Annotated in this window: 8 protein-coding genes; 2 read left to right on the plus strand and 6 right to left on the minus strand. The window is 37.0% G+C overall.

Features of this window, described 5'->3' with window-relative positions:
• Positions 1-92: 92 nt before the first annotated feature.
• Both BUA89_RS13780 and BUA89_RS13785 read left to right on the plus strand, forming a co-directional pair.
• Positions 93-527: a nuclear transport factor 2 family protein gene (locus BUA89_RS13780; protein WP_072958958.1), complete on the plus strand. Its 435-nt coding sequence runs from the start codon at positions 93-95 to the stop codon at positions 525-527.
• Positions 528-715: 188 nt separating this feature from the next.
• On the plus strand, positions 716-1276 hold the full coding sequence (locus BUA89_RS13785) for an outer membrane beta-barrel protein (RefSeq protein ID WP_072958961.1): 561 nt from the start codon (positions 716-718) through the stop codon (positions 1274-1276).
• A 151-nt stretch (positions 1277-1427) separates the two neighbouring features.
• Here BUA89_RS13785 and BUA89_RS13790 read toward each other — a convergent pair whose 3' ends face one another.
• The 6 genes from BUA89_RS13790 to BUA89_RS13815 form a co-directional block, all read right to left on the minus strand.
• Positions 1428-2579 carry an alpha-hydroxy acid oxidase gene (locus tag BUA89_RS13790; RefSeq protein ID WP_072958963.1) on the minus strand — a complete coding sequence of 384 codons (1152 nt, stop codon included), beginning with the start codon at positions 2577-2579 and terminating at the stop codon, positions 1428-1430.
• 124 nt (positions 2580-2703) lie between these two features.
• Entirely contained in the window at positions 2704-4089 is a 1386-nt protein-coding gene (locus tag BUA89_RS13795) for an FGGY-family carbohydrate kinase (RefSeq protein ID WP_072958966.1), read from the minus strand.
• 412 nt (positions 4090-4501) lie between these two features.
• Positions 4502-5782, minus strand: a complete 1281-nt coding sequence (locus BUA89_RS13800) for a sugar isomerase (protein WP_072958969.1) — start codon at positions 5780-5782, stop codon at positions 4502-4504.
• Between the two features lie 355 nt (positions 5783-6137).
• Positions 6138-8240 (minus strand): bifunctional aldolase/short-chain dehydrogenase, encoded by a 2103-nt coding sequence (locus BUA89_RS13805; protein WP_072958972.1) that lies wholly within the window; start codon positions 8238-8240, stop codon positions 6138-6140.
• A 321-nt stretch (positions 8241-8561) separates the two neighbouring features.
• Positions 8562-10622 (minus strand): RagB/SusD family nutrient uptake outer membrane protein, encoded by a 2061-nt coding sequence (locus BUA89_RS13810; RefSeq protein ID WP_143152346.1) that lies wholly within the window; start codon positions 10620-10622, stop codon positions 8562-8564.
• Positions 10623-10639: 17 nt separating this feature from the next.
• A complete protein-coding gene (locus BUA89_RS13815) occupies positions 10640-13684 on the minus strand; it encodes a SusC/RagA family TonB-linked outer membrane protein (protein ID WP_072958977.1) in 3045 nt (1014 codons plus the stop codon).
• Positions 13685-13761 lie beyond the last annotated feature (77 nt).

Here is a 13761-nt window from a genome sequence, read left to right on the forward strand (position 1 = left end):
TTTATAATTTTCAGATTACAACAAGCGCAATCGATTACATAAATATATTTGTTCTTGATTTACTCAATAATTTTAATACAATTAATTTAAATATGATTAAAAAATTCATTTTTGCTGTAAGTTTTCTTATAGTAATTGCTGTTTCCGCACAAAAAAAGAATGATTCTGAATTGGTAACTGAGGTCTCAGAAAAACTCAGACTGGCAATGGTAAGCGGAGAAAAAACTGCTCTGGAATCTTTGATTTTACCTGAGCTGACTTACGGACATTCGGGAGGTCACATTGACGATGCAAAGGAATTTGTGGATAAATTGGTCAGTAAAAAGTCGGATTTTGTGACCATTGATATTACCAATCAAAATGTACAGGTTGTAGGGAATACAGCGATTGTTCGTCATCATTTATATGCAACGACTGCCGATGCTGGAAAAGCTCCTGGAGATGTGAGCCTGGATATTGTTTTAGTCTGGGTTAAAATGAAAAAGGATTGGAAATTGCTGGCGAGACAGGCGGTGAAGGCGAAGTAGAGCTTGTAAAGTAAAAGAAAGGTAAAAACAAGTTATAAAATTGAATTGAGAAATTGATTTCTGACGTTAATTCAATCAGGTTTATAACTTGTTTTTTTTATAGAATTAATTTCAACATCTTGTCTAAATATTTTTCTTTATCATTTAATTTATTTTTTATATTTACCGCCAAATTAATAAATAAAACCATGAAAAAAAATGACTCTTCTAAGAGTTTATTATTCAGTACTTTACTTTCATTTTCCTGTCTCTTATGTTTTTCTCAAAACTATCCTTTAAAATTCGGAGTTAAAGCAGGATGGAATTATTCTAATGTTAATGCAGTTGATAGGAATGGTGGGCCCTCAGGATATTTAAGTAACGGAGGCGAATTATATGGAGGTATAAATTTGGAAAAACAATTGTCAGCAAAATCATTTGTCCAGACTAATGTATTGGTTTCATATACCGATAGAGTTACATTTTTAGAACTTGCTTTGTACTATAAATATAATTTTTACAAACGATTTTCTTTATTAGCAGGACCAAAATTAAACTATATTCCGGACAATGAAACAAGCCAGCCTTATCATTTTAACAGAAGATTTGGTTATAGTGGAGATTTAGGAATAGATTATAAGATATCCAATCATTTTACAGTAGAAGGCACATTTTCCAAAGGATTTACAAAACAATATGATGATATTATTTTAGGTTATTACGACTCTAAAAGAGATGTTTATAGAATTGGAGTAATATATTATTTTTAAAAATTTTAAATTTCACAGTAATTATCTTAAAATCTTTATTAATAAAAAAATGGATCCGTATCTGTTCTGATACGGATCCATTTTTTCAGATTTAATCTTCCTTTCGTTTTTATCATTTATATTCCGAGAATTATATTATTTAGTTAAAAAACTATTTTACCCTGAAATTCTGTAACTGCTCCGGTTTATCACAGCAAACCTGTTCCATAACCTGTCTAAACTGCATTTTCAGCATTTCGATAATGTGATCACCACCTTTATCGCCCAAAGCACCGACTGCATACATGAAAGTTCTTCCCATAAAGGTAAATTCGGCACCACAACTTAAAGCACGGGCAACATCCGGGCCGGTTCTTATCCCACTGTCCATCATGATTTTAATCTGACCTTTATATTTTTCGCTGATTTCTTTTACCACAGCGATCGTAGATTCTCCTGCATCAAGCTGTCTTCCGCCATGATTGGAAATAATCATTCCGTCGAAGCCTAAACGTACTGCTTCTGCGGCATCTTCATCAGAAGCAACACCTTTGATGACCAGCTTTCCTTTCCATTTATCGCGGATGGCTTTGATTCTATCAGAATTTAATCTTCCTGAAAAAGTAGAATTCATGAACTGTCCCAATTGTTTTACGTTCATGGTTTTATCCATGTATTTTTCCATGGTTTTAAAACTCGGAACGCCGTGTTTCAGCATTTCCAAACACCACTGAGGTTTTACCAAAGCCTGAGAAACATTTCTGAAATTTAGTTGTGGAGGCATTGCCAAACCGTTTCTGATTTCTTTTGCTCTGTACCCAAAAGTGGGAACATCCGATAAAACACAAAGTACATCGTAACCGGAAGCTTCACAACGGTCGAGAATATCGTCTCTCAACCATTCTTCTTTCGGATGATATAACTGATACCAAGCTTTTCCTTCCGTTAATTCAGCAATTCTTTCGATGCTGCTTGTTGTTACGGTACTTAAAATGAAAGGAATATTATGTTTAAAAGCTGCTTTTGCCAAAATTTCAGGAGCATTCGGCCACATTAACCCCTGTAAACCCACCGGAGAAATTCCGAAAGGTGCAGAATAGGTTTTTCCGAATAATTCGGTTTCCATATTGGCTTCTGCGTAGTTGTTGTTCAGATATTGCGGACGAAGCAAAACTTCACGCAATTCGCTTGTATTTCGGTCGCGGTTGATGTTTTCATTACAGCCTCCGTCCAGATATTCAAAGGCAAAACGGGGCATTCTTTTTTGAGCTCTTTCAATTAAAAGTTCAAGCGATGCATATTTGGTATCAAATGGAAATGCCATAGTTTGTTTGATGTTTGATGTTGGGTGATGGATGTTTGATAATTGATGATAGACGATACAAAATTAATTAATATGTATATTTTTATTTAACTTCCAGCATCTGACTTCCAGCTTCCAACAAAATTTATAAATTAAAAATTAAAGGTTGCAGCACTTTCATCTGATAATGCTGCTGTAAAAAAGTTTCGTCTATCTTTTTGTTGGAAATCACCATCGAAGCTCCTAATGCAGAACCCAGCGGAGAATGCGTAGACATCACATTGTAATGCTGAAAATGATGCGACATCAGTTTCATAAATACATCATTGTCTGTAAATCCGCCATCAATGTAAATGTTCTCAATCTCTGAATTTCCGATGGCATTTTTGATCGTGTGAATCTGTAAATCCATCAACTCAATCATCAGCTGATGATACGCTTCTTCAAATGTTGCAAAGGAGTTTAAATCTGTCTCGCTGATCATTTTTCTTTTTAAAATTATGCCTTCAAAACGGAAATACACCGCTTTATGCTTCATCAAACGCAGATACAAATCCTGATCGAACTGAACCTCTCTATGGAAACCATATTCTTTTCCATAATGAGCACACAGCTTTTCAACCTGAATTTTATATTCATTCCCCATGAAAAAACGGGATGCTTTCACACGTTTTCCATCGATTCGCATATAATTCAGGCAGTTGTTTTCGATATCTTCATCCGTTAAACTTTCATCGTTAAAAGGATTCAGGGAAATACTCCAGGTTCCTGTCGAAAGCAATAGAAAAGGTTCTTTTTTACTTAAAATATAAGGTAAAAGCGCTGAAGAACTGTCGTGAATTCCAACGCCTATTTTTATTTTTTTATTTCTGTAAGATGTATTGATACTTGCAGAAGTTGGTACAATCGGAGGTAACAAAGCATCGATTTCCTCTTCGTAAACCCAGTCGTGATAATCATTTTTATCGTAATCCCACAAATTGGTGTGGCAGCCTATCGAAGTAAATTCCGACACACAGATTCCGGTAAACAAATACGATAAATACTGAGGCAAATGTAAACTGTAGCGGATTTTTTTGAAGACTTCCGGATGCCTGTATTTTAACCAAAACAACTGCAATCCTGAATTGAGCATTCCTGCTTGTGGAGAAGCTGTTTCACGGGCAATTTTCAGTTTGCTTCCGTGTTTCTCATAGAATAAATCCAGTATTTCATCTTCCATCGGTTTGGTGTAATTGTACAAAGGCGTCAGAACATTTCCTTTCTGATCCAAGTGTACAAAACTCGCTCCGTAAGTAGAGAAATTGATGGCTTTTACTTCAAAGTTTTCATCGTCAAGAATGGCATTAAAATTATCTTTGATCCAGTTTTGCAAAGCGACCAGATCTTCCGTGGGATAACCGTCTTCATCGGTCGTAAGTGGCAATTCTGTATACTCACGAACAACTTCTTTGTAATTTTTATCAAACAGAAAAAACTTTTTGTTGGTTTTTCCAATATCAAATACGATGGTTACCTTTTTTTTAGACATTCTTGGGATGAATTTTTTGTCATTGCGAGGAGCGAAGCGACGAAGCAATCTTTTATTTAAACACAAATAGCATTAACATTCACAGTAATTTGTCTGTTTCTATTTTATTTTAACGCAAAGTCCGCAAAGATTTTCTTGGTTACTATGCATTTTTAAGTTCGCAAAGGTGTTCACTCAGCAAATGATAATTATATTTATTGAATATTCAATTTAAATTTAGTTATTTTAACACCATTAAGGAGTGTTTAGACGGTAAGATGCATTAAGAAAAAATCCACTTATTTCTTAAGCAGCAACGCTTACATCCTAACAATCTAAACACTTTCAACCTTAATGATAAAAATATAAGGATACATATAATTAAAAACTTTCGATTGCACCTGAAAGTTTAAATTATCAAATTAAAACAAGCTTATAATCCTGTTGCTTTTACATTCAGACCTCTTTCAGAGATTAATGTTTCTCTTACTTTAAGATTTCTGTACGCTGAAATCGGATCTAATGCCGCACCTGTCTGCAATCTCGCTGCTTTTAATAATGGACGCACGTCTGTTCTGTACGCATTCTGCAAAATTTCCTGTGCACGAACTACGTCATTGTTCAACTGAGCATCTTTCAATGCTTTTTGGTCGACCAAAAGAGCCTGTGCATAAGCAATTAGAATCGCTTCCAAAGACTGAATTAAATCTTCCAAAGGATCTTTGATGTTGTGACTTGCATCAATCATCCAAGCCGGATAAGGGTTATTCGGATTGTTCTCGATTCCGTACACCAGTTCGTTGAAAATCAGGAATAATGCATAAGGTTTGATTGAACCTACCGTTAAATCATCATCTCCATATTTGCTGTCGTTGAAGTGGAAACCTCCTAATTTACCTTTATACATCAAGGTTGCAACGATTTGTTCGATGTTTGAATTCGGTAAGTGGTGACCTAAATCTACCAAAGTATAGGCTCTATCTCCGCAAGCATTTGCCAGCATAAAAGATGTTCCCCAATCCTGGATGGTTGTTGAATAGAAATTCGGTTCGTATGGTTTATATTCGATGAATAATTTCCAGTCTTCCGGCATTTCTGCGTAGATTTCTTTTAAACTCTGTTCAGTTTTTGACAAAGCGGTCTGGAAATTTAATTGTCCAGGGAAACTTGCTCCATCGGCCAACCAAACGGTTAAGCTTTTTGAGTCTAATTCTTTCCCGATTCTGATGACTTCTTTGTTATGCTCTACTGCGTAAGCTCTTGCATCTTCATTTACCGCATTTAACGAACCAAATTTGTACGATTGTTTTGCGTTCGGCTGATCCTGGAATGTGTTTGAATTCATCGCATCGAAAATCAATCCGTGAGAGGCTGCTTTTTCTTTAATCGCTGCAACATCACTCGGAATATCCCAAGGAATATGAAGAGAAACTGCTCCTGCAGAATGTGTTAAAGCGTGAATTAATCCTACATCATCTAATTTTTGTTCTAAAGAAGAGGGTTCGCCGCCGTAAGAAAACCTTCCGAAACGAGTTCCGCCTGCTCCCAAAGCCCAGCTTGGAATTGCCACTTGGAAGTCAGCAATTTTGTTGACAATTTCAGAAACGTTTGCTCCTGATTTTGTTAATTTATCTGATAAATATGCGAAGTCTGAATTGAAATTTTCAACCTCGCTTTTATTATTTTGTTCTATGATATCTTTTCCTATAATCATATTTTGATTTTTGATTTTACCACAAAAGTCACAAAAGACCTTTTTTATTTTTAAAGTTTAAAATTATTGAAAATAAAAGTTCAAAAAAGCTTTGCTATATTGAAAATAACTTTCATAATCCTTTTTTGATCTTATCAGAATTTTAATAATATCTCTAAGAAACTTTTGTGTCTTTTGTGGTTAAATTATTATTATCTTGGGAACGCATTTGTCATTCCGCCATCTACATTGATGATATTTCTTTTCCATAGGGCTTCACCCTATGCTGTTTTATGTCGCCACTTTGTGGCTTGGAGAGAAAACAATTGATTAAACTAACACAAATGCGGTTTAATCAATTGCTTATTCTATAGTTTTATCTCGGGAACGCATTTGCCATTCCACCGTCTACATTGATGATATTCCCTGTAGATTTATCTAAAATCGCAACACACGCAAACACTCCGTTGGCGATATCTTCCGGAAGAATAATTTCGTTTAAAAGGTTTCTTTTTGCGTAGAATGCAGGCAATTCTTCAACGGTGATTCCGTTGGCTTTTGCACGGCCTTCTGCCCAAGAACCTTCCCATATTTTGCTTCCAACGATTACGCCGTCAGGATTTACAACATTCACACGGATTTTATCTGTTGCCAATTCTGCTGCCAATAACCTCGTCATATGCTGTTGCGCTGCTTTTGCTGTTCCGTAAGCTACGTTATTTGGGCCTGCAACCAAACCATTTTTACTTGCAATATTTACGATGTCGCCACCTAAATTTTGCTTTTTCATAATTTCTACACCGCTTTTTGACATCAGGAACTGACCTTTTACCAAAACATTTTCCAGCAAATCCCAGTCTTTGGTGGTCGTATCTTCCAATGATTTAGAAATCGCCAAACCAGCTGAATGAACGATAATATCTACTCCACCGAAAGCCAAAACTGTTTCTTTGAAAGCATTGGCAATCGCTTCTTCGCTCGTTACATCACACTGAACAGCAACCGCCTGATCTTTGTTGTATTTTGAAGTTGCAGATTCTACCGCTTCTGTATTTAAATCGGTATAAACGACAACTGCCCCTTCAGCAACCATTTTATCAGCAATTGCCTGTCCGATTCCGCCTCCGGCTCCGGTTACGATAGCAATTTTTCTTGACAATGGCTTTTCTTTCGGCATTCTCTGAAGTTTTGCTTCTTCCAATAACCAATATTCGATGTCGAATGCTTCCTGTCTTGGTAATGAAGTGTATTCAGAAATGGCTTCTGCACCTCTCATTACGTTAATTGCGTTCACATAAAACTCGCTTGCAACACGTGTTGTCTGCTTATCTTTTGAGAAACTGAACATTCCCACTCCCGGATAAATGATGATCACCGGATTCGGATCACGCATTGCAGGGCTGTTTGGATGCTTACAAGTTTCGTAATAGTCTTTGTATTCCTGTCTGTATTGCTCGAAAAGTGGATTTAATTTTTCTAAAATCGCTTTAGAATCTGTTAAATCTTCATTTTTATCTAAAGTTAAAACTAAAGGTTGAATTTTAGTTCTCAGGAAGTGATCCGGGCAAGAAGTTCCAAGCGGAGCCAATCTTTCCAAGTCATTACTGTTGATGTATTCCAACACGACATCGCTGTCTGTGAAATGACCTACCATTCTGTTTTCAGAAGAAGCCAAACCTCTTAGTAAAGGCATAATCTGAGCTGCTTTTTCTTTACGCTCTTCAGCTGGAAGGGATTCTACTTTTTGTCCGCCAAAAACCTGACCTTTTTCTTCGATTTTTTTAGCGATATATTCAGAAGCCATTTCGATCACTTCCAAACTGTTGATGTAAGATTCGTAAGAAGTATCTCCCCAAGTAAATAAACCGTGGCTTCCTAACACAATCCCTCTGATTCCAGGATTATCGTTTAAACATTTTTCTAACTGTAAACCTAAGTCAAACCCTGGTTTTTGCCAAGGCACCCACCCCATTGTATCGCCCCAGATTTCTTTAGTTACCGCCTGACTATCTTTTGCTGCAGCAACTGCAATAAGAGCATCCGGGTGAAGGTGGTCGATATGTTTAAATGGAAGAAGTCCGTGAAGTGGCGTATCAATAGAAGGCGCTTTGCTGTCTAAATCGTAAATACAGTGATTGAAAAGCCCAACCATTCTGTCTTCGTCTGCCAAACCTTCGTATACATTTTTAAGATTTCTTAATCTTTCTGTGTACAAACCAGCAATCCCTTTTCTCGTCAGCGTTCCGATGTCACCACCTGAACCTTTTACCCACATTACCTCAACTTCTTCATTCGTTAAAGGGTCTTTCTCGATGGTTTTACAGCTTGTGTTTCCGCCTCCATAATTGGTGATTCTAAGGTCTGCTCCCAAAATGTTTGAACGGTATAAAAATAAAGCAACCTGGTCATCTCCGAAAGATGCTGCTTTTTCATCATCCCACAAATAGTCTACGTATTTGAATGTTTTTACTTTTTCCATTGTTTGTCTTATATTTCTAAATCTTACCCAAAATTAGACTGTAATATTTTTTACCGCATCCCGTACTATACTGCTAAATGCTTTATTTAAAGATAAATTAATGTTTTCTTTTTTTAATTCACCTTTTAACGACTTACTCCAATCTGATTGGGTTATAATGATTAATATTTTGTGATTATATACTTAAAAAAATTAAACATTAAGAAATTTGAAGCTTAAAAGTTTCGGTAGAATCATAACATATTGTATATCTTATTCCTGACCTCTTAATTAAAACTTCAATTCCTTAATGTTTAAAATTTAATGAATTATTACTTCTGATTAATATCCAGGTAACTGACTCAGATTAGGGTTATCAACTAATGGATGACCCGCTGATTGAGCAGCAAAAGGAAGTAGCTCTGTTTTATTCGGTACAAATCCGTAGAACAAACCATCTCCACCACCTTCGATCCAGTTTGGATAAGTTCCTCCGTTTTCCGCAGAACCCGTTGGTTTTGTGTAAATGATATTTCCGATTTGAAGAGTATTAAATCCTCCTGTAAACCCTACCGCTTTCCTTGCATTACCATTAAATGTACTTGTATACGCCTGGAACATATTGGCAGGATACCATTTGTCCTCAGCCGTTGAAGTTTGTCCGTTTGCTAATGCAATAGCCTTCAAAGTTGTCTGATAAGCTGCATAACCTGATGAACTTGTAGGAACGGCCTGAACTTGCGCAATCTGTGCAGGATCTGTTAAATCGATGTAAGTAACCGCTAAAAACGGATCTCCGTAAACCTGTGCATTTTTGTGATATTTATAAAGACGATAAATCGGTGTTGAAGCAAACTGACCTGTACGGTTCGACAAGTTTTTCATTGCCTGTTTCGTAGCATTGATTTCACTGGCAATACGATTCATCCTTATTAAATCTGTACGAAGCATAAATTCATCCGAAAATTCCCACTTCCGTTCCTGAACCAAAGCATCTTCAAATGCTTGCTGACCACTCGGAATTGCCATAGACCCGATTCCTGCACGATTTCTTACTTGTTGTAAAGCAGCAATTCCTGCTGCTGTAGGTCCTCCGTTTAAATAATTCTGAGTTTCTGCATACATCAATAATACGTCAGCATATCGAATGATAGGAATATTCAGGTTACGTGCATCTGCAGCCTGCGGCTCCACACACCAGCTGATTCTGAATTTACCCGGCATAATACAAGAATAGGTAGTCCCTACATCTACCCAAGTATCACTTGCTGCCCCTGTATTTAAGAAATAGATACTGTAAGAAGTACAGGCCACGTCTCTACGTTTATCTAACTGATTGAAAGAAAGATAGTAACTTGGAAGTATAAACTGTAATGCCTTACGAGAACCGTAAGTTCCCCCTCTTGAACCCGGATGTGCATATACTCCAAATGCTGAGTTGGTGTTAGGTCCATATTCAGCGATATGCCAAAGCATCTCCTGATTTACAGCCGCAAAATTTCTTCTGTCAAAATTAAACCATAGTGCTTCAAAACCACTTTTTCCTCCCTGAGCCTGAACTAAGCTGTTAGTACCTCCATTAATTACCGAAGCTGCTGCAGCATCTGCAATCTGATACAGTTGCTGAACTCTTGCATTATCCGGACGGCGAGACATTGTACCTGGTGCTCCAGTATTCAGATCCCAACGCAGAGAATATCCTGCTGCATACAAAGCAATTCTTGCCAACAATGCATTGGTTGATTGTTTGTTTAATCTTTCCGGTGACCCGTTCGATGTCGGTAAATTATTTATTGATTCCTGAATATCAGCAATAATACGGTCGTATATTCCGTCTCGTGGAGAACGTTTAGGATACAGCGTGCTTGGATCACTAGGATCTGCTTCTTCCAAAGGAATCCAGATTGCTGGTACGTCACCATACACACGGATTAAGTTATAGTAACAGAATGCACGAATAGCCTTTGCCTCCGCTAACAGAGCATCACGTTTCGGACTAGCCGGCATTGTTGGCAACCTGCTGATTGCAATATTAGATCGTTCTATCACCGCATACATTGCCGCATAAATACCTGTAATCGTATTAGGAGTATAGGCATCATATTGATAGTTACATATATTGTATTTGGAATTATTGGTAGATCCGTCTTCTGCAGAATGAGTTACCGTATCTCCTGCTCCTAATTGGTAAAACATTTCTGTCGGAACCAAACCTCTGTAAAGCCCCTGAACGAAAGCATCTGCAGTCTCTATATTGGTAAATACCGATTCGGTATCAGATGAATTATAAGCGGGTTGATTTAAAAAATCATCGCTACAGGAACTAATGCTTAAACCAGCAACCAAAATCGTTGGAACGATTATAAGTGCTTTTATAAGGTTTTTGTTAAATATATTTTTCATGATGAAAACATTAAATATTAAAAAGTTAAATTGATACCCAGAACATAGCTTCTGGATCTTGGGAATGAAGAACTATCATATCCAGGTGTAACCGTAACCCCACTTGCCGCTGAAACTTCCGGGTCAAAACCTGAATATCCTGTAATGGTTGCCAAATTATTAACGGTAGCATAAATACGTGCATTCGTCAATTTAATATGACTCAAAAATTCTTTCGGAAACGAGTACCCCAAAGTTACCATGGAAATTCTTAAATAAGAACCATCTTCTACATAATATGAGGAAGGATAAGTAATATAACTTGAGTTTGTCGTGCTTAGGCTCCAAAGACGTGAATTTTCATCAGGGTTAAGTTCCTTTAATCTCGCCAGATTTGTTGTTGCCTGTCCTGTATTCGGGTCAATCACACGATAATAATTATCCCCAAATTCTGAAGGTACATTTTGGAACATCGCATAAGGACTCATACTATGCTTTGTCGCATTATAAACATCTCCTCCAACGCTGAACTTTAAAAATACTGCCAGATCAAAGCCTTTGTAAGAGAAGTTATTGCTGATTCCCCCGATAAAATCCGGAGTACCATTTCCTATCTTTACCATCTTTCTTGTAAACTGATCTCCGGCAGCATTATCCGCCGCAAACTTAATATCACCCGGTTTTGGTGTTCCTGATGCAGGTTTTACTACCCCTGGTTTTAAAGTTAATGTTCCGTTGGCCGCCTGGGTAAAGTCATCAGTCGTATAAATTCCCTGATAAACATATCCATACATATCCCCTAATTCTTCTCCTACTGTAGCATAATAGGTTACCATGCCCGCTCTGTTGCTTCCTGCTCCGAAAGTTTTAGAAGTTATTCCGTCTTCTAATGACAATACTTTTGACTTATTAAATCCAATGTTTGCATCCGTAGACCATCTGAAGTTTTCAGATTTTAAGTTGATAGAGTTTAAAGTGAATTCCATACCGGTATTTTTCATGGAACCAATATTCTTAAATGTGGTTTTATATCCTGTAGAAGCGGGAAGTATAGTTTCAAGCAACATTTTGCTTACATTATTATTATACCACTCGGAAGTCAACTTAATTCTATTATTAAAAAAAGCCAAATCTACTCCTATGTTGGTAGATCTCATCTCTTCCCATTGTACCCAACGATTCCCTAAAACAGAGCTGGTAACTAATGCTAAATTCCCCACTGTATTATTCATAGGGTAATCTGTTCCTACCACATTGGTTCTAAATACGTTGTTAGGTAAACTATTGTTACCCACAATTCCATATTCAAATCTGAACTTTACATCATTGATATATTTATCAATTTTAGAACCTTTCCAGAAGCCTTCTTCAGAAACTCTCCATGCAGCCGCCACAGACGGAAATACCCCATATTTATTACCTGGTCCAAATTTTGAAGAACCGTCACGACGGATGGTTCCTGTTAGTAAATAACGATTATCATAATTGTAATTTACACGCGCGAAATATGAAATTAAGCTATATGATGATCTGTCTGCATCCTTATCAGCAACTGTAGCATTACTAATGTCATCTAATCCGTAATTTAGAATAGAAGGGAATTTTATTAGCCTCATGCTATTGCTTTCACTTTCCTGGTAGAGAATTTCATTTCCAATTAGTCCGGTGATTTTATGTTTTTCACCTAACGTTTTATTATAAGTCAATGTATTTGTTACCTGATATCTGTACGCTTCAGAATTTCCAATACTCCCGTTGATTCCCGTGTTAATAGGATCCGTAAGATATGCACGAGAATTTTTATCTGAAAAAGCCATTGATTTACTGTTCGTCCAATTGTAAGACCCTGCTGTTCTGAATGTGAAATCTTTTAACAAATCAAATTCTAACCCAACATTTGCTAAAAATGTTCTGGCTCTTCTGTTTTGAGTTGAGGCTCTGGTTTCTACATATGGGTTTTCTGTATCAAAACTTGAATCTAGAGCGGAGAAATCAGGGAAAGTCTGCGTTTCAAAAAGTTGATCCTGTGTAAATAGTGTTCCTCCGGTAATAGGCTGAAGCAATATTTTCTTCATTCCCGAATATGCTCCACCACCGTTTGTAGAATTGGAAGTAAACATTGAGCTGAAATCCAAACGAATTCCTTTAGCCAATTCTGAGTTGATATTAGCACGTAACGAGTTTCTTGTCTCGCTAAAATTTTGCAATAAACCGTCCTGCTTATTGTAATTATAACTGATAAAGGTCTGTGTTTTATCTGTCCCTGCCGAAACGCTCACATTATGGTTTTGTGTTAAACCTGTACCACCCAACATTTTTTCCTGCCAGTCTAATGCAGACGCTGATGCGTAACGATTATTTATTCTGTTATAGACGCCAGTATAAAATCCAGGAGAATCTACCCCTAAGCTGTTATCGAAAACATTACTCCACTGGGTTGTTTTTCCCTGAAGCTGAGCCATCTCATATTGATATTTTACATACTGCTCAGAATTGGAAACCATATCCAATTTTTTTGAAAGCATATCAAATGACATGAAAGAGTTGTAGTTGATGGTCACCCTTCCTTTTTTACCTGTCTTCGTTTTAATAACAATAATACCATTAGAACCACGAGCTCCATAAATAGCAATCGCCGAAGCACCTTTCAAAACATCGATACTTTCAATATCATTTGGATTAATAATATTTAATGCATTGTCCAGCTGAAAACCATCTACAATATAAAGTGGTTCCGTACCCTGAGTAATAGATGCACCACCACGAACGGTGACGTTGGCAGTAGCTCCGGGGGCACCACCTGCCGTAACAATATTCAAACCGGCCGCTCTTCCCTGTAATGCCTGTAAAGCATTCATTGCGGGCGTTGCCGCCAAATCTTTTGCCGAAACTGAAGATACCGATCCCGTTAAGTCTGATTTCTTAACTTTACCATAACCGATAACTACCACTTCTTCAATATCTTTAGTCTTGTCTTTCACAGTATCACTTACTGTCTTTTGCCCGAACATAAAGCCAGACGCAAGCAAAAATAGCGGTGCGATAAGTGGCTTAAAATTCTTCTGTTTGATTTTAATAGACATATATTAATTTTTACATTACCAAAATACACCGTTACAGAAATTCTGGCATCCTGCAATATCCTGCATCGAAATATTCA

The organism is Chryseobacterium arachidis (genome assembly GCF_900129245.1).
In the GTDB taxonomy this organism is placed as follows: domain Bacteria; phylum Bacteroidota; class Bacteroidia; order Flavobacteriales; family Weeksellaceae; genus Chryseobacterium; species Chryseobacterium arachidis.

Coding starts and splice junctions, on each gene's coding strand:
- BUA89_RS13780 (WP_072958958.1), top strand. CDS start 93: ATGATTAAAAAATTCATTTTTGCTGTAAGTTTTCTTATAGTAATTGCT.
- BUA89_RS13785 (WP_072958961.1), top strand. CDS start 716: ATGAAAAAAAATGACTCTTCTAAGAGTTTATTATTCAGTACTTTACTT.
- BUA89_RS13790 (WP_072958963.1), bottom strand. CDS start 2,579: ATGGCATTTCCATTTGATACCAAATATGCATCGCTTGAACTTTTAATT.
- BUA89_RS13795 (WP_072958966.1), bottom strand. CDS start 4,089: ATGTCTAAAAAAAAGGTAACCATCGTATTTGATATTGGAAAAACCAAC.
- BUA89_RS13800 (WP_072958969.1), bottom strand. CDS start 5,782: ATGATTATAGGAAAAGATATCATAGAACAAAATAATAAAAGCGAGGTT.
- BUA89_RS13805 (WP_072958972.1), bottom strand. CDS start 8,240: ATGGAAAAAGTAAAAACATTCAAATACGTAGACTATTTGTGGGATGAT.
- BUA89_RS13810 (WP_143152346.1), bottom strand. CDS start 10,622: ATGAAAAATATATTTAACAAAAACCTTATAAAAGCACTTATAATCGTT.
- BUA89_RS13815 (WP_072958977.1), bottom strand. CDS start 13,684: ATGTCTATTAAAATCAAACAGAAGAATTTTAAGCCACTTATCGCACCG.